Source organism: Lysinibacillus sp. 10T31, assembly GCF_056394365.1.
This window is the reverse complement of sequence record NZ_JBFTHS010000011.1, coordinates 76,675-93,639: the sequence shown is the minus strand read 5'-3', so window position 1 is coordinate 93,639 and position 16,965 is coordinate 76,675. Positions and strand designations below refer to the sequence as shown.

15 protein-coding genes and 1 riboswitch are annotated in these 16,965 nt (G+C 39.8%); of the genes, 13 read left to right on the top strand and 2 right to left on the bottom strand.

Annotated elements, in window-relative coordinates; all coding sequences use genetic code 11:
- The first annotated feature begins 217 nt into the window (after positions 1–217).
- A complete protein-coding gene (locus AC1DCY_RS08735; RefSeq protein WP_477349248.1) occupies positions 218–787 on the top strand; it encodes a TetR/AcrR family transcriptional regulator in 570 nt (189 codons plus the stop codon).
- Entirely contained in the window at positions 784–1,542 is a 759-nt protein-coding gene (locus AC1DCY_RS08730; RefSeq protein WP_477349246.1) for a lysostaphin resistance A-like protein, read from the top strand. The genes AC1DCY_RS08735 and AC1DCY_RS08730 overlap by 4 nt, the downstream gene beginning before the upstream one ends.
- Before the next feature lie 54 nt (positions 1,543–1,596).
- Here AC1DCY_RS08730 and AC1DCY_RS08725 read toward each other — a convergent pair whose 3' ends face one another.
- Positions 1,597–2,535, bottom strand: a complete 939-nt coding sequence (locus AC1DCY_RS08725) for a threonine ammonia-lyase (protein WP_477349244.1) — start codon at positions 2,533–2,535, stop codon at positions 1,597–1,599.
- A 205-nt stretch (positions 2,536–2,740) separates the two neighbouring features.
- On the opposite strand from AC1DCY_RS08725, the gene AC1DCY_RS08720 reads away from it, so the two are divergent.
- Together AC1DCY_RS08720 and argS are read left to right on the top strand one after the other, a co-directional pair.
- Positions 2,741–3,172, top strand: a complete 432-nt coding sequence (locus tag AC1DCY_RS08720; protein WP_477349243.1) for a YwiB family protein — start codon at positions 2,741–2,743, stop codon at positions 3,170–3,172.
- Positions 3,172–4,839: an arginine--tRNA ligase gene (gene argS / locus AC1DCY_RS08715; protein WP_477349241.1), complete on the top strand. Its 1,668-nt coding sequence runs from the start codon at positions 3,172–3,174 to the stop codon at positions 4,837–4,839. The genes AC1DCY_RS08720 and argS overlap by 1 nt, the downstream gene beginning before the upstream one ends.
- An 11-nt stretch (positions 4,840–4,850) precedes the next feature.
- Here the strand turns inward: argS and AC1DCY_RS08710 are convergent, their stop codons facing one another.
- Positions 4,851–5,813, bottom strand: coding sequence for a hypothetical protein (locus AC1DCY_RS08710; protein WP_477349240.1), 963 nt, complete (start codon positions 5,811–5,813; stop codon positions 4,851–4,853).
- Positions 5,814–5,919: 106 nt separating this feature from the next.
- Here AC1DCY_RS08710 and AC1DCY_RS08705 point away from each other — a divergent pair, with 106 nt between their 5' ends.
- The 9 genes from AC1DCY_RS08705 (at position 5,920) to AC1DCY_RS08665 (ending at position 16,905) form a co-directional block, all read left to right on the top strand.
- Entirely contained in the window at positions 5,920–6,309 is a 390-nt protein-coding gene (locus tag AC1DCY_RS08705) for a MerR family transcriptional regulator (RefSeq protein ID WP_477349238.1), read from the top strand.
- Positions 6,302–7,804, top strand: coding sequence for a class I adenylate-forming enzyme family protein (locus AC1DCY_RS08700; RefSeq protein WP_477349237.1), 1,503 nt, complete (start codon positions 6,302–6,304; stop codon positions 7,802–7,804). Before AC1DCY_RS08705 ends, AC1DCY_RS08700 begins: the two co-directional genes overlap by 8 nt.
- A 1-nt stretch (position 7,805) precedes the next feature.
- Positions 7,806–9,473 carry an acyl-CoA dehydrogenase family protein gene (locus tag AC1DCY_RS08695; protein ID WP_477349235.1) on the top strand — a complete coding sequence of 556 codons (1,668 nt, stop codon included), beginning with the start codon at positions 7,806–7,808 and terminating at the stop codon, positions 9,471–9,473.
- An 86-nt stretch (positions 9,474–9,559) separates the two neighbouring features.
- Positions 9,560–9,742, top strand: a riboswitch (cobalamin riboswitch).
- A gap of 28 nt (positions 9,743–9,770) precedes the next feature.
- Entirely contained in the window at positions 9,771–10,001 is a 231-nt protein-coding gene (locus AC1DCY_RS08690; protein WP_477349233.1) for a hypothetical protein, read from the top strand.
- Positions 10,002–10,134: 133 nt separating this feature from the next.
- Positions 10,135–11,100: an ABC transporter substrate-binding protein gene (locus tag AC1DCY_RS08685; RefSeq protein WP_477349231.1), complete on the top strand. Its 966-nt coding sequence runs from the start codon at positions 10,135–10,137 to the stop codon at positions 11,098–11,100.
- Positions 11,097–12,098 carry a FecCD family ABC transporter permease gene (locus AC1DCY_RS08680; RefSeq protein WP_477349230.1) on the top strand — a complete coding sequence of 334 codons (1,002 nt, stop codon included), beginning with the start codon at positions 11,097–11,099 and terminating at the stop codon, positions 12,096–12,098. The genes AC1DCY_RS08685 and AC1DCY_RS08680 overlap by 4 nt, the downstream gene beginning before the upstream one ends.
- Complete coding sequence (locus AC1DCY_RS08675) at positions 12,095–13,561, top strand: adenosylcobinamide amidohydrolase (RefSeq protein ID WP_477349228.1); 1,467 nt, start codon at positions 12,095–12,097, stop codon at positions 13,559–13,561. Before AC1DCY_RS08680 ends, AC1DCY_RS08675 begins: the two co-directional genes overlap by 4 nt.
- Positions 13,562–13,566: 5 nt before the next feature.
- Positions 13,567–14,130, top strand: a complete 564-nt coding sequence (locus AC1DCY_RS08670) for a cob(I)yrinic acid a,c-diamide adenosyltransferase (protein ID WP_477349226.1) — start codon at positions 13,567–13,569, stop codon at positions 14,128–14,130.
- Positions 14,131–14,682: 552 nt separating this feature from the next.
- Positions 14,683–16,905, top strand: coding sequence for a heterodisulfide reductase-related iron-sulfur binding cluster (locus AC1DCY_RS08665; RefSeq protein WP_477349224.1), 2,223 nt, complete (start codon positions 14,683–14,685; stop codon positions 16,903–16,905).
- The last annotated feature ends 60 nt before the right edge of the window (positions 16,906–16,965 follow it).

The window sequence follows — 16,965 nt, the reverse complement described above, 5'->3', positions numbered from 1 at the left end:
CTCACTTTTAGTCCCGCTTGCTTTTAAAACTTGACTGACATAATCATTCCAAGGATACCTTTGTTTATCACAATAGCTATTGAAAAAGGGGGCTCATTTACAAAGTGAGCTTTTTTTATTTTTTTGGAATTTTTTTGAATACCTTATTGACATTAATAGGAAAATGCTGTTACATTATAGGTAACGAATGTTACCTATCGAAAGGAGGCAAATTTTTTTGGCACCAAAAGAGCGATTTACTGAGGGGATTTTATTGGATTGTGCTTTTGAAATGGTTAGGAAGAGTGGCATTGATAGTGTGAATGCAAGAGATTTAGCAAAAGAGTTAGGCTGTTCGACAAAGCCTATATTTCGATTATTCTCGAATATGGATGATTTGAAGTATGCAATATATGAAAGGGCTGGCAATCTATACAACGAAAGAATGTTTCAAGGCTTGCAAGAAAGTTCTTTTTTAGGGATGGGTTTGGCTTATATTAACTTTGCTCGCGAAGAAAAAAAGCTATTTGAGCTATTATTTCTATCCAATAAATATAAAATCTCCAGCTTTTCGGATTTATTAAATGACGTAGAAAACCAAGGGATTATAGCAATAATTTCAAAATTAACAGGATTAACACAAGCCTCCGCTAGATCTCTATTTATCAATACATGGTTAACTGCACATGGTATTGCAACAATGTGTGCGACGAATACTTGCGATTTAGATAGCTCGGAAATTGAAGATATTTTAAAAGACGTATTTGAAGGCGTTAAACAAAAATTATTGAATGGAGAAAATAAATGAAAATGAAAAATTCACCTATTCTTTTATCAATATTATTTACTGTGCTTGCACTTGTTTTTCCTGCTATAGCTGGGACAATTATAACAATCAAAAATATAAGTAGCTTAAGCTCTATATTCTTGATTCAATTTATCTCCACTGCAGGTGGTGTTCTAGTTACTCTTTGGATCATGAAAAAAAGTAAATTTTCTTTCCATGATTTTGGATTTAGAAGGTTTAAAGCTGGGGCATGGATGGCTGTAATCGTTTTTTCTGAGTTGATTGCATTCTTTAATGGTATTACAGATAAAGATGGTTTTTCTGCGCAGTATGTATTTATTTTGCTTCTATTTGTTATTGCAGTTGGTCTTTGCGAAGAGTTTATTTTCCGAGGCTTAATTTTCAAATATTTATCAGTTAAAGGGCTTAAAGTGGCTATTCTAGGCTCCTCAATTTTATTTGGTATTGGACATCTTGCAAATTTAGCTTCCGGTGCTGATTTATTAATGACATTACTACAAATAACTTATGCATTCCTCTTTGGGTTAGTTTGTGCAGAAATTGTTGCAAAGACAAAAAGTATTGTTTTTCCGATTGTTTGGCACGCTATGCACGATTTTATAGCTTTCTTGACTGATAGTGAGCCGAATGTCCTTTCTGTTTCTATTTATGTCTTTCATTGTATAGTGTTAATTGGTCTCGCAATTTATTTCTGGAGAGCTTTATTTCCTAAAAAGGCTGTTATGAATTTAAAAAATCCTGAGAGTTACGTTTAAACTCGACAAGCAAAAAAGCATCTACTCGTTAAATTTGAGTGGATGCATTTTTGTCTATTCTTCTAAAGCTTCTAATCCAACATTGCCTCCTGAAATAAGAAAGCACACTTTTTCGTTTTTACGAATAGGTAAAGCTCCTTGCAGGGCAGCGCCAATGCCGATAGAAGAGGAAGGTTCTGCGATTATTTTACCATCTGAGAGTAAGGTTTTCATCCCGCGTTGAATCATTACTTCATCTACACTTACAACCTCATCGACAAGCTGTTGAACAATTGGGAAGTTTCGTTCCCCAGGCTGTAAAGTTAGTAGAGCATCAGCTAAAGATTTTTGTTCCGCTAACAGCAATCTTTCGCCAGCTTCTAAGCTTTTGCTATAACGCGAAACGACAGCAGGCTCCACACCAATTATTTTGATATGAGGGGCCATAGATTTGACAGCAGTTGCAACGCCACTAATTAATCCACCACCACCAATAGGAACAACAATAGTATCGACATCAGGAAGCTGTGCTACTATTTCCAAACCTGCTGTTCCTTGTCCGGCCATAATATCGTAATCATCATAAGGGTGTATGTTGCAATAGCCATGATCACGACTGAGCTTTTCTGTCAGTACATGTCTTTCTGCCAGCTTACATTGTACAACTTCTGCACCTAAGGCACGTATGCCATCAACCTTAATGGTAGGAGCTGAATCTGGAAGAACAATTGTCGCCTTACTATTTAATAACTTGGCAGCATAGGCAACACCTTTGCCATGATTACCTGAGGATGCAGCGACTACGCCTTTTCGTAATTGTTCTACCGGCATGGAAAGCATTTTATTGAGAGCTCCTCGAAGCTTAAAGGAGTTTGTTTTTTGCATATTCTCGGCTTTTATATAGACGTGACATCCTAAAAGTTGATCGAGCCCATTTAAACGAATAATAGGTGTTTCATATAAATAAGATGAAATTCTTTGTTTAGCGGCATGAATTTGTTCAAGTGTTAACATATAGCAGCCCTCATTTCGATAAAATGATTGAATATTCCAACTAATTAATATAACTGTAGATTTATAGACTGTTTATGTCAATCATTTAATAATGAGCAAATTACTGCCACATCGGATAGAATACTCACTTCTACCTTGAAAAAATATAAGGATTCATCCTATAATAAAAAGGATATAGTAAAAACAATAAAAGGGAGCGTCCATAATGGCGAACGAAGCAAGATCGCAGGTGAACATTAAGCTCATTTCTAAGATTTGCCCGATTGAAGGGGAGTCTGAAGGTTATGAAATGTTGCTGACAGGGCAGCTACTTGAAAAAGCAGGAAGCATATATTTGAAATATGAAGAGGTGCAGGAGGATAAAACCATCCGCACAACTATGAAGCTAGGCAATGAACAGGCATTAATTATGCGTACTGGAGCAGTAAAAATGCGACTACCACTTAACATAATTGAACAACAAATGGGTCATTATGAAAGTGATTTCGGTTCAATGCCACTCGTCATAGACACGAAAGAAATGACGTTTACAAAGCAGGTAGTAAGCGGAGATTTCCATGTACAGTACGATTTACTAATGGGTGGGCAAACCGTTGGCAATTATACATTAGACATTACATTTACGGAGGTACAATGATGAACGCAGTAGAACAAGTACAACAAGCCATTAAAGTAGCGATTGCGCAGGCTGTTGAAAAAGCTGGCTTAGTCGAGGCTGGCACAGAGTTAAATATTCACCTTGAAACACCGAAGGATAAAGCAAATGGAGATTATGCAACAAATATTGCTATGCAATTAACGAAATTAGCAAAAAAACCACCTCGTGCGATTGCAGAAGCTATTTTAGAAAATCTTGACACAGCAGGTACAGATATTGAGAAAGTCGATATTGCTGGCCCTGGCTTCATGAATATTACTGTGCGTAAAGATTTCTTAGCAGGTGTAGTAAAAGCAGTGCTTGAGCAAGGTGCTGATTATGGTCGTTCTAATGCTGGTGCAGGAGAAAAAGTTCAAGTTGAATTCGTATCTGCGAATCCAACAGGTGATCTTCATTTAGGTCATGCGCGTGGAGCTTCTGTAGGGGATTCATTATGTAATGTGCTAGATATGGCAGGTTTCGAAGTATCTCGTGAGTACTACATTAACGATGCGGGTAACCAAATTAATAACTTAGCGTATTCACTTGAAGCGCGTTATAAGCAAGCTTTAGGAATGGATGCTGAGATGCCGGAGGATGGCTACCACGGTTCAGATATTATTGAAATCGCTGGTAAACTAGCAGGCGAGCATGGCGATACAATTTTATCTAAAACTGATGAAGAACGTTTTGCATTCTTCCGTCAACATGGTTTAGCGTTAGAATTAGACAAGTTAAAAACAGACCTTGCAAACTTCCGTGTAAACTTTAATGTGTGGTATTCAGAAACTTCACTATATGAAAACGGCAAAATCGAAGTAGCGTTAGATAAACTGAAAGCTAATGGTCATGTATTTAAAGAAGACGGTGCTACTTGGTTCCGTTCAACAACATTTGGTGACGATAAAGACCGCGTGTTAATTAAAAATGATGGCTCTTTCACATATCTGACTCCAGATATCGCCTACCATGAGGACAAAATTGTACGTGGCTTCGATAAATTAATTAACATTTGGGGAGCTGACCACCACGGCTATATCCCACGTATGAAGGCTGCTATTCAGGCGCTTGGCTACGACCGTGATACACTTGAAGTAGAAATCATCCAAATGGTTCAGCTTTATAAAAACGGTGAGAAATTCAAAATGTCTAAACGTACAGGGAACGCTGTTACAATGCGTGAGCTTGTAGAAGAAGTTGGCTTAGATGCAGTTCGTTATTTCTTCGTGAAAACTGCTGGCGATTCTCACATGGACTTTGACCTTGACCTTGCTGTATCTCAATCAAATGAAAACCCAGTGTATTATGCACAATATGCGCATGCACGTATTTCTTCAATTTTACGCTCAGCAAATGAGCAAGGCTTTGCTGCTACAACAGATCATTTAACTCTGTTAACTGCAGAAAAAGAAATTGATTTACTGAAAAAAGTGGGCGACTTCCCGAAAGTGGTAGCAGATGCTGCGAAGCACCGTACACCACACCGTATCGCCAACTATATTCAAGAAACAGCAGCTGCATTCCACAGCTTCTATAACGCTGAAAAAGTGTTAGATGCTTCAAATAAAGAGCTAACAGAAGCTCGTTTAGCCCTTATTACTGCTGTACGTACAACAATTGCCAACGCATTACGCTTAATCGGCGTATCTGCACCGGAAAAAATGTAATAATAGTCTTTCTAGCCCCCGGCACGACAATGTGCCGGGGGGTTTTTTGTGTTGAAATGGATTTGATAATTAGAGCTGAGCTGTTGAAGCGACGGAAAGAGCCGCGAGGTCAACGGGACGACCCGCCAGAGCGACGGAAAGAACCCTTGGAGCGACGGATAGTCCTGCCGAAGTGACGGAAAGAGCCCAAAGTGACGGAAAGAACCGCCAGAGCGACGGAAAGAATCATCGAAGCGACGGATAAAATCCGAAGTGACGGAAAGAACCGCCAGAGTGACGGAAAGAATTGTCGAAGCGACGGAAAGCCCCGCCAAAGTCGTGGATAGGGAGGTCAAAATGATGGATAGAACCGGCAAAGTCGTGGATAGAAAGGTCAAAATGATGGATAGAATCGTCAAAGTCGTGGATAGGGAGGTCAAAATGATGGATAGAACCGGCAAAGTCGTGGATAGAAAGGTCAAAATGATGGATAGAGTCATCAAAGTCGTGGATAGAAAGGTCAAAATGATGGATAGAGTCATCAAAGTCGTGGATAGAAAGGTCAAAATGATGGATAGAATCGTCAAAGTCGTGGATAGAAAGGCCAGAATGATGGATAGAATCGTCAAAGTCGTGGATAGAAAGGTCAAAATGATGGATAGAACAGGCAAAGTCGTGGATAGAAAGGTCAAAATGATGGATAGAACAGGCAAAGTCGTGGATAGAAAGGCCAAAGTGATGGATAGAACAGGCAAAATGACGGAAAGCCCTGCCAGAGTGACGGAAAGAATTGTCGAAGCGACGGAAAGCACCGCCAGAGCGACGGAAAGAATCGTCGAAGCGACGGAAAGAACCACCAGAGCGACGGAAAGCCCCGCCAAAGTCGTGGATAGAAAGGTCAAAATGACGGAAAGCCCCGCCAAAGTCGTGGATAGAAAGGTCAAAATGATGGATAGAGCCAGCAAACGGAAGAACAGCACCACCGTAATATTCAAATTCATCTACTTAAATCGATAATTTTCTCCAAAATTCAGAAATCTTGTTGAAGTTTACGTTAGCGTCAATGGTATACTGAATGAAAATCGGAAGGGGGAGATGATATTGAGGACGATTCAAGAAGTGGCTAAGCAGTTTAATGTTTCAACACGGACAATTCGATATTATGAGGAGCTAGGGCTGCTTAATCCTAATCGATCATCTACTAATCAGCGAACCTTTTCAAAAAAAGAATTAGCGAAGCTTAAGCTTATTTTCCGGGGGAAGCGTTACGGTTTTTCACTTGAGGAGATCAAGGAGATGGTGTTGCTGTTTGATTTTGATCGCACGGGCATTCAACAGTTGGAGCGTACGGTCGAATATGGGGAGCAAAAAATTCAAGAGATTGATAGCAAAATAGCAGAGCTTGCACAAATGAAGAGTGAATTACTGCAATTACAAGGCATATTTACAGAAAAATTAGCGACTTTAAAGGGAGAGATGGACGATGAATAGTTCGAATTTGTTAGCACGTAATGCGCGAAAGTACCCTATGAGTGAAGCTGTTGTTTGTCAGGGGAGACGATTGACTTATCGTGATTTAGATGAGCAAGTGACACGTCTTAGTCATGCTTTAGTAGAGCAGGGGGTACGGCAAGGCGATAAAGTGATTATTTTTATGCCTAATGTTGTAGAGTTTATTGTTAGCTATTTTGCTATTCAGCGCGTTGGAGCAATTGTCGTTCCAGTAAATGCGAAATTTACGTTGCAAGAGGTTGAGTATGTAGCACAGCATGCTGATGCTAAGGCTATTCTAGTACATGAGGCAATTTTTGCAGCAGTCGAAAATATCACGATAATTCCTTTGAAAATCAAAACTGGTCAAGAGCAGGCTGGTTGGCTAAACTATGAAACACTGATTCAACATGCAAGCATTCAAACAATTGATTGCCAGTTGAATGAAGATGATGTTTCAACGATTTTATATACCTCGGGTACAACAGGAAAACCAAAGGGTGTGTTGTTTAGCTATCGCAATATTTTAACTGTAGCGCAAATGATTGCAGTGGAAATGGAAGTGAAGCCAGAAAGCCGGATCCTTCTTATGATGCCGTTGACGCATTCAGCCCCATTACATTTATTTTTAATGGCAGGAGTACTTGTAGGCTCGACAAATGTGCTAACGCCAACATTTACACCTGATTTATTTATTGATTCAATTGAGCAGGAAAGAACAACGCATTTCTTTGGCGCACCGGTTGCTTATTTGTTAACTGCCCAACTGCCGAGGTTGCAAACAGCTGATTTATCATCGATGAAATGGTGGGCTTATGGTGGAGCGCCTTTATCACAAAGCGAAGTTCGCCATTTACAAAAAGCTTTCAGAACAGAAAATTTAACGTGTGTCTATGGCTTAACAGAGGCTGGTCCAAACGGTTCAATAATGTTTGGTGAAGAGCATGCAACGAAGGCGGGTAGCGTTGGTCGGCGTGCACCACTTGGAGCAGAGTTGCGTATTATTAACGACAATGGAGAGGATGTCCGTGTTGGTGAAGTAGGAGAAATTGTGATATGCGGTGAGGGCAATATGCTGGGCTATTACAAGGATGATAGTGCAACAAAGGCTGCATTTATAGATGGCTGGCTAAAAACAGGTGACTTAGCTCGCTTAGATGAAGACGGCTTTATTTGGATTGTCGATCGTAAAAAGGATGTTATTTTTTCAGGCGGTGTGAATATTTACCCGAAAGAAATTGAAGATAGTATGTTGAGCTATGAGGGGATATTTGAAGTGGCTGTAATCGGTGTGCCACATCCGGAGTGGGGAGAAACAGTGAAGGCTGTTTATGCCGCTAAAACGGAAATTGTTGTGGACGAACTTAAAGCTTATTTGGAGGAGCATCTTGCTAAATATAAAATTCCACGCATCTTTGAACGTGTGGAAGCGCTACCACGAAATGCATCGGGCAAAATACTAAAACAATCCTTGAAGGGACAAGAGGTGAGATAGCATGAAAGTTTTACAGCAGGAAGATATGAAAACAACAAACTTTTTTAAAGATAATGAGACACTTCATAAAGTTTTAGAAATGATGCTAGATAAAGAGTTTGCGGAATATGCCACACGTGAGTTAACAGATTTCGGTGAGCTTTGTGCTGGAGATATTGATGTGAGAGCCAAACATACGGATAGAGAGGGTGAACCTCGATTACAAAGGTATAATGCCTATGGTGAAGAAGTGTCAGAGATTTGGGTCAATGATGGCTATAAAAAAACAATTGAAGAGACGTACAATACTGGCATTGTCGGCTATGTGCATAAAGATATTCCACAATTAGGTAAAAAGGGTAATTATGTGTATAGCTTTGCTCAAGGCTATATACTATCACATGCTGAACCAGGCTTTTACTGTCCTGTTACTTTAACAATGGCAACGGCTTATTTACTTGATCATTATGCGAGTGATGAGGTGAAGGAGCGCTTTTTACCACATGTTTGTGCAACAGGAGATACAGAGCTATATGAGGGGGCTACATTTTTAACGGAGCGCCAAGGTGGCTCTGATGTTGGGGCGAATGTTGTGGAGGCCAGACAGGATGGCAAGCAGTATCGTTTATATGGGGAAAAATATTTTGCATCTAACGCTGGAATGTGTGGAGTAACCATGGTATTGGCGCGTATGAAAGGGGCTCAGGCAGGCTCAAAGGGCTTAACATTGTTCGCCGTTCCATGGCGAAATGAGGATGGCACAGTTAATAACCTGCGCATTCGGCGTTTAAAGGATAAACTTGGCGTTAGAGCAGTACCTTCTGGTGAGGTGGAATTTGATGGTGCACTAGCATATGTTGTCGGTGACCCGAATAAAGGGATTTACTATATGCTGGAGGCGCTTAATTTATCAAGAATTTGCAATGCGGTTGCTTCTATCGGCATTATGCGCCGCGGTTATTTAGAGGCGAAGCATTATGTGACAAATCGTCATGCCTTTGGTAAACCTTTAACGCAATATCCTATGATTCAGGATTCACTAGGGAAATTCGCTGCCAAGCTTCATGTAGAAGTTGCCGCAGTTTTTGATCTTATTCAGCTGTACGATAAAGTAACTAGTGGGCAGGGGAATAAAGAGGACATCATTTTGAATCGCTTGTATATTGCTATTATGAAAAAAGAAACGGCAGAGCAAGCTGTACATTATGCAAGTGAAGCCATTGAATTACATGGCGGAAACGGCTATATTGAAGATTTTGTTACACCTCGGTTATTACGAGATGCACAGGTACTTACTGTGTGGGAGGGGACTGCGAATATTTTAGCTTTAGAGCTCATTCGTTTAGTTGATAAGTTTCGTGTGCACGAAATGTTTGTTCGTGTCATGGAAGAACGTCTAGAAAAACTAGCTACCAGTCCATTAGTCGAAATTGTCGTGGAGCAATTAGCAACACTAGATTCAACTTTGCAAACATTTAGCCGTTTAGATGATGCAACAAAAACTTTTGAGGCAAAAAAGGTCGCAGAGAAAATGGCGCACTTATATGAAAGTGTTGTAGCAGTCGAATGGGCACAAAGATTCGGTGGCAAATATGAGAAGCTAGCAGATATTTATTTAGAGAACACATGGGCATTACGAGAAATGGGTGCACCAATGAAAACGGTACAGTATTTTTCAGATATCGTCTAATTTCTTTAAGTATGCCGGGCATAATTGATTTGTTTAGAAGTCGTCTCGAATGGAGGCGACTTCTTTCATTTTCATGTATAATACAATCAACTGAATATTATAAAGGTTCTTTACTTAAGTAAAGTGAAAAGGGAAATCGGTGTAATTCCGATGCGGTCCCGCCACTGTATGTGTGAGTTTTTTCAATCTGCGCCACTGAAAATTTCGGGAAGGCTTGAAAAAGCGTATGGAGCACGAGCCAGGAGACCTGCCTTTATAGAAAACACGTTGTAGCCTACGAGGATAGGATGGTGGATTTTGTATATGTATTTTTGTGCAAATTTGACCCCCTCATTGTTTTATGATGAGGGGTATTTGTTTTGGAAGATGAATGTCGATAAATTTGAAAACATGGGCGATAAATTCACAATGTTAGGTGATAAACTCAAAAAGTTAGGCGATAAATTCACAATGTTGGGTGATAAACTCAAAAAGTTGGGCGATAAATTCACAATGTTAGGTGATAAACTCAAAAACTTGGGGAGATAAACTCAACATGTTGGCTGGAAGTTCGCAATGCTGATGATAACCCCGAAATGTTAGGCGATAAAAAACTAAAATGTATCGATCAATCAGAAAAACAATCAAAACTATACGCGCAAATAGACTAAGGAGGATTCACATGAAGAAAATTTGGAAAATAGGGTTATCAGCATTTTTAGCTATTGGCTTACTTGCTGCATGTAATACAAAAGAGGCGACAAATGAAAAGCCGTCATCTTCTGAGCAACAAGAGACATCAAAAGTAGATCAAGCAACATTCCCAATGACGATAACGGATGCTACTGGCAAGGAAATTACGCTTGAAGCACCGCCTGAAAAAATTGTCTCACTCATTCCGAGTAACACAGAAATTTTATTTGGCCTTGGCTTAAATAATGAAATAGTTGGCGTGACAGATAATGATGATTATCCACCAGAGGCTACTAAAAAAGATAAGGTTGGCGGTATAGATTATAATATTGAACAAATTATTGCGTTAACGCCAGATATCGTTTTTGCACATGTATCGGGTATGAGTTATTCAAAAGGAGCAATTGAACAGCTTGAGGCTGCCGGTGTGAAAGTATTTGTTGTAGCGGATGCAAAAAACTTTAATGAAACTTACACAACGATTGAACAGCTTGGTCGTGCAACGGGGAAACTAGAAGAGGCTAAAAAAATAGTCGCAAATATGAAGGCAAAAGTTGAAGAAGTTGAAACAAAACTTAAGGGTGTTGAGCCAAAGAAAGTCTTTGTAGAATCGTCTGATGAGCCACAGGTTTATACAGCTGGTAAAGGTACATTTATGAATGAAATGCTAGAAATGATTCATGCTGAAAATGTAGCAGCAGATGTAAATGGCTGGTATCCAATTGAAGCTGAACAAATTATTGCGAAAAATCCAGATGTCATTGTTGTGGCATATAATTATGTACCGAATATTTTAACGAAAATTCCACAACGTCCAGGCTTTGAGACAATAACTGCCGTAAAAAATAAGGCTATTGTACAAGTGGATGAAAGTACGACAAGTCGTCAAGGTCCTCGGTTAGCAGATGGTTTTGAGGAATTAGCAAAGGCCGTTTACCCAGAGGCGTTTAAATGAGTAAAACAATTGCAGCCTATGTAACAGCAATTACGCTTTTAATCATTAGCATCTGGTGTGGTGTAGCGATAGGCTCAGTTCATATTCCATTAGAAGTATTGTGGAATAGGGCGGCTGATGAAACAGCTGCCAATATTTTATGGAAGATTCGTTTACCTCGAGTGATGCTAGCAGGGCTTGTAGGGGCATCACTTGCAATTGCAGGGGCAGCTTTTCAAGGCCTATTAAAAAATCCTTTGGCTGATCCTTATACGTTAGGTGTTTCCTCTGGTGCATCAGTGGGCGCAGTGATGACGATTTTCTTTAGTGTGTCAATACCTGTAATCGGTCATTTTACATTGCCAACCTTTAGTATGATAGGTGCCATATTAACGATGTTTGCTGTTATGGGCTTTGCTAGAATAGTAGACCGTTCACTAAAAATGGAAACTCTTATTTTAACAGGAGTTATATTTAGTTCATTTTTAGGTTCTTTGATTTCATTAATGATCGCATTATCTGGTGAGGAGCTACGCCAAGTGATTGGTTGGCTGCTCGGCTCAGTATCGATGCGTGGTTGGCCATACGTTCAGATGATTATCCCGTTTGTCATAATTGGCTCCATTATGCTTTGGACACAAAGACGTGAATTAAATGTTCTGTTATATGGTGAAGAACGCGCAAAGCATTTAGGTGTCAATGTTAAGCGCAGTAAATATATTATTTTAGTGGGTGGGTCCATGTTGACAGGAGCTGCGGTAGCTGTTTCTGGAACGATAGGCTTTGTTGGTTTAGTCGTGCCTCATATGACGAGAATGGTTTGGGGTTCCGATCACCGTCATTTATTGCCATTATCATTTTTTAATGGGGCAACTTTGCTGATTATTTGTGATTTAATAGCACGAACAATTATTATGCCAAGAGAGCTACCGATTGGTGTCATTACTGCATTTATTGGAGCGCCCGTTTTTTCTTATATTTTTTATAAGCAACGTAGAAGCAAGGGGGTACGGGCATGATTGTTGTTGAACATCTTTCCGGCGGCTATGAAGACGTACCTATCGTCCAAGATATAAGTTTTTCCGTTGAAAAAGGCAAAATATTAGGGATTTTAGGCCCGAATGGTAGCGGGAAATCCACACTGTTAAAAGTAATAAGTGGCATACTACCAGCAACCGCAGGCACTATATTAGTAGATGGTAAAAATATTAGCTCTTACAATGCGCGTGCATTAGCAAAAAAAATGGCGGTGCTACCACAATTACATGCAAATGCCTTTTCAAACAGTGTTCGAGAGGCAGTATCACTTGGACGTTATCCACATCAAACAGGCTTCTTTTCGAGCTGGACTGATCGTGATGAACAGGCAGTCCAACATGCGATGATGCAAACGGGTGTGAAACGCTATGAACAGACACCGATGGAATTTTTATCGGGCGGTGAACAGCAAAGAGTTTTTGTTGCCCAAGCGCTTGCACAAACAGCGGAAATATTGCTGTTAGATGAACCAACGAACCATCTAGATATTGCCCATCAACGTCAAATTTTAGATATGGTGCGAAAGGAAGCAATTGAAAGTGGTTTGACCGTTATTATGGTACTGCATGATATGAATTTAGCCTCCCTCTATTGTGATGAATTATTACTTATGGAGGAAGGTCGGATGCGGGCATTGGGGGCGCCACACGAAGTATTAATCGCTTCGCAAATCGAAGAGGTCTATCATGCCCGAGTTGCAACTTATGCACATCCAGAAATTCCAAAGCCACAAATTACAATGATGCCAGCATCAGTTGAACATCAGCAGCGTGCAGTCATTACAAAAGAAAATTTCGCTGTTACAGAACGTTATATTAAGCTTCAATCAGAGTTTCCTTTAAAAACAGTGTCCTCAGCTGTCCATAATCCTGGTATCGGTTGGTATGATTGTCTATTAAATCGTTCTGTACCAATAGATTATGTCATTAGTGATGTAAAGAAAGAGGTCGCTGAATTTTTGCTAAAAGAGCATTTTTCATCTACAGGTACAGTCGTCATGTTAACAGCTGTCCCAACAAATCTTGTAGCTATTAATGAATTTAAAGCTTCCTTTGGCAGCGTCCTTGTAGCTGTTACGGCTGGAGTTGGCAATGCTGTTGATGTGTCTCGTACACATGAAAGACAAGATGAACCACATATTGGTACTATAAATACGTGGGTTATTGTTAATGGTTGTTTATCAGAAGAAGCATTCTTCCAAGCAATGATGACGGCTACCGAGGCGAAAACAAAGGCATTGCAATCGGAAAATATTCGTGATGAACTTAGTGGTACAATTGCGACAAGTACTGCTACAGATAGTTTATTAATTGCAGCTACACAAAAAGGGGAAGAAATGCTGTACGGAGGTCCCATTACTGATGTAGGTAAGATTATCGGTAAAGGTGTTTTTGAAACAACTGTGCAGGCCATAAAAAATTATAAAAATAACTTTAGGAGATGAGAGAAATGAAACTTTACACGAAAACAGGGGATACAGGGAAAACAAGTCTTATCGGTGGACGCGTTGATAAAGATAGCTTACGCGTTGAAACATATGGGGCCATCGATGAATTAAATTCTTTTATTGGTAAGGCTGTCAGTGAACTAGATCGTGAGCTATTCAAAGATGTTCTGATTGATTTAGAAACGATTCAGCATGAGCTTTTCGATGCAGGCGGAGACCTCGCTAACGTTATGAAGGAGCGTCATTATAAGCTGACAGAGCAGCCAATTGAAGTGTTAGAAACACGAATTGATGCATTGTCAGATGAAGCTCCTCCGTTACAGCGCTTTATTTTACCAGGTGGTGCACCAGCAGCTGCAACCTTACACATTGCTCGCACAGTAGCACGACGAGCAGAGCGTCAAATGGTAACGCTTATGAAGGAAATCGAAGACGTACCGACGATTGTACAAAAATATTTAAACCGTCTATCTGACTATTTATTTGCAGCAGCACGGGTTGTAAATCATCGATTGAATGTCGCGGATGTTGAATATATTCGAAGCGGCAATGTCTTTAAAAAATAGTCTATAATTTTTCGTCATTTAGTAAATGTTTATTTTAGCTAAAGAAATGCAGCAGCAACAAATGTTTTTTATAGAGAATTAATTTATGGACAGATGGCGCATTTTTTCAAAAATTACGGATGATATTTGATATAGGTTGATTGGAGTGGAGGTTGTGCGACTCCTAGGAGATCAGCGTCACAGATGAGACCCTGGAGCGAGCATCGCGAGTGAAGCGGCTCATCGGACGCCCCCAGGAAGCTCTGCTCTGCGCGAAAGCGAAGCGTCAGCGGCAAAGCGCCCAACCGGAACGGAAATCAACCCCACGTTATGGTGAGAATTAGTATTATAAAGAATGTAAAAAATAGTCACTTTGAAAAATTCAGGGTGGCTTTTTTTCTTGTAAAATGTAAGAATATAAAATTATCAGAAATATTTCCGTTTTATGTTGACTGAATGCTCACTCATTTATTAGAATAGGAATATAATGATAGAATGACGTACATTTACGTATGAGCTAGCAAATTTATCACAAAGAGAGAAACTTACGACAAATTAAAGGGGGGACCAACCATGAGTCCATTAGTAATTGCAAACATTGTTCTAACAGTCGTGGTTGTGCTTTATGCAGTAGGATTGTTCTTCTATCTGTTAAAAACACGCTATAAATTTGTGCAATTGGGGAAAAAGGTTGAGTTTGATGAAAGTGTTAAAGAACGAGTTGGTTATCTTATGGTCAATGTACTTGGCCAAAACAAGCTATTAAAAGATCCAAAGAGTGGTTTAATTCACGTCATGTTCTTCTATGGGTTTTTGATGGTGCAGCTAGGTGCCATTGATTTAATTTGGAAGGGGTTAGCACCTGGATCACATTTACCGCTTGGCGTTTTTTACAGTGTGTTTACATTCTTCCAAGAGCTTGTGGTATTAATGATTTTAGTGGCGGTAGTGTGGGCATTTTACCGACGCTATGTAGAAAAGCTAGTACGTCTAAAACGTGGCTGGAAAAATGGTCTTGTCTTAATTTTCATTGGCGGGTTAATGGTATCCACATTACTTGCAAATGGTATGGGAATAATTTGGCATGGTGAAGAACTAACTTATACAGAGCCAGTTGCTTCTGGCATTGCAGCTATTTTTAGCTTCTTACCAGCATCAGCAGCGGCTGTTGTTTTCTACGTAATGTGGTGGGTACACTTATTAACTCTTTTAACATTCTTAGTGTATGTACCACAATCGAAGCACTTCCACTTGATTGTAAGCCCGATTAATGTGTACATGAACCGTTTAGATCGTACAGGTACTTTAACACCAATCGACTTTGAAGCATTAGAAAATGCTGAAGATGAAGAGGATATTCCAGCCATTGGTGTTGGACGAATTCAAGACTTTACACAAAAACAAATGTTAGATTTATATTCTTGTGTAGAGTGTGGACGCTGTACAAATATGTGTCCAGCATCAGGAACAGGGAAAATGCTATCACCGATGGATTTAATCGTGAAGCTTCGTGATCATTTAACATTTACAGGTGCTGTTGTGACAAAGCAAAAGCCATGGGTTCCTTATCAATTCTTTGCTAAGACAAAGGGGAATCAGCTAGCGATGGCAGCTGGTGCTGAGGGGGCAGTCATTGAAGATATCTACAACCCTTCTTTAATTGGCGATGTTATTACAGAATCAGAGATTTGGGCATGTACAACTTGCCGTAACTGTGAAGATCAATGTCCTGTTATGAACGAGCATGTCGATAAAATTATTGATTTACGTCGTTACTTAACAATGACTGAAGGAAAAGTAAACCCTGATGCACAACGCGCGATGACAAATATCGAGCGTCAAGGCAATCCTTGGGGCTTAAACCGTAAAGAAAAAGAAAATTGGCGTGACATAGATCCAACAATTCATATTCCAACAGTGAAAGAGCTGAAAAAATCAGGCGAAGAAATGGAATATTTATTCTGGGTCGGTTCAATGGGTGCATTTGATAACCGTTCGCAAAAAATTGCATTAGCTTTCTGTCGTTTATTAAACGAGGCGGGCGTGAAGTTTGCGATTTTAGGAAATAAAGAGAAAAACTCAGGGGATACTCCTCGTCGTTTAGGAAACGAATTCTTATTCCAAGAGCTGGCAACAGCAAATATCGATGAATTTGAGAAAAACGACGTGAAGAAAATCGTTACGATTGACCCGCACGCTTATAATATCTTTAAAAATGAATATCAAGACTTTGGCTGGAAGGGCGAGGTCTACCACCATACTGAACTATTGAATCAATTGATTGATGAAAATCGTCTAGCGTTAAATTACGAAGTTCATGAAACGATTGTTTTCCACGATTCTTGTTATTTAGGTCGTTATAACGATGTTTATGATGCACCACGCGAGATATTACGTGGCATCCCAGGTGTTAAGCTTGTGGAAATGGAGCGTAATCGTGAAACGGCAATGTGCTGTGGTGCAGGTGGCGGTTTAATGTGGATGGAAGAGCATGTCGGCAACCGTATTAACGTAGCACGAACAGAACAAGCTTTAGCAACGGATGCATCTGTTATCTCTTCTGGATGTCCTTACTGCTTAACAATGCTTGAGGATGGAACAAAGGCAAAAGAGGTTGAGGATTCAATCGGTACATTCGATGTTGCAGAACTATTAGAGCGTTCTGTATTTGGTGAAAAAGTGAAAGCTGTCGAAGAATCTGTTGAAGAAGCAGCAGATGTAATGGTTGAAGAAGTGGTAGCTTCAGTGGACAGTGTCGAACAAGACAAGAATACAGAAGTTAACGCAGAAAAATGATGGTTATTGCAGAAATATTTTTGTTATCTGAAAAATATAAATTGCACAATAAATAATTGT

What these genes read in the sequence shown, in the direction of transcription:
- AC1DCY_RS08730 (WP_477349246.1), top strand. Translation starts at nt 784, where the DNA reads ATGAAAATGAAAAATTCACCTATTCTTTTATCAATATTATTTACTGTG.
- AC1DCY_RS08725 (WP_477349244.1), bottom strand. Translation starts at nt 2,535, where the DNA reads ATGTTAACACTTGAACAAATTCATGCCGCTAAACAAAGAATTTCATCT.
- AC1DCY_RS08720 (WP_477349243.1), top strand. Translation starts at nt 2,741, where the DNA reads ATGGCGAACGAAGCAAGATCGCAGGTGAACATTAAGCTCATTTCTAAG.
- argS (WP_477349241.1), top strand. Translation starts at nt 3,172, where the DNA reads ATGAACGCAGTAGAACAAGTACAACAAGCCATTAAAGTAGCGATTGCG.
- AC1DCY_RS08700 (WP_477349237.1), top strand. Translation starts at nt 6,302, where the DNA reads ATGAATAGTTCGAATTTGTTAGCACGTAATGCGCGAAAGTACCCTATG.
- AC1DCY_RS08695 (WP_477349235.1), top strand. Translation starts at nt 7,806, where the DNA reads ATGAAAGTTTTACAGCAGGAAGATATGAAAACAACAAACTTTTTTAAA.
- AC1DCY_RS08685 (WP_477349231.1), top strand. Translation starts at nt 10,135, where the DNA reads ATGAAGAAAATTTGGAAAATAGGGTTATCAGCATTTTTAGCTATTGGC.
- AC1DCY_RS08680 (WP_477349230.1), top strand. Translation starts at nt 11,097, where the DNA reads ATGAGTAAAACAATTGCAGCCTATGTAACAGCAATTACGCTTTTAATC.
- AC1DCY_RS08675 (WP_477349228.1), top strand. Translation starts at nt 12,095, where the DNA reads ATGATTGTTGTTGAACATCTTTCCGGCGGCTATGAAGACGTACCTATC.
- AC1DCY_RS08670 (WP_477349226.1), top strand. Translation starts at nt 13,567, where the DNA reads ATGAAACTTTACACGAAAACAGGGGATACAGGGAAAACAAGTCTTATC.
- AC1DCY_RS08665 (WP_477349224.1), top strand. Translation starts at nt 14,683, where the DNA reads ATGAGTCCATTAGTAATTGCAAACATTGTTCTAACAGTCGTGGTTGTG.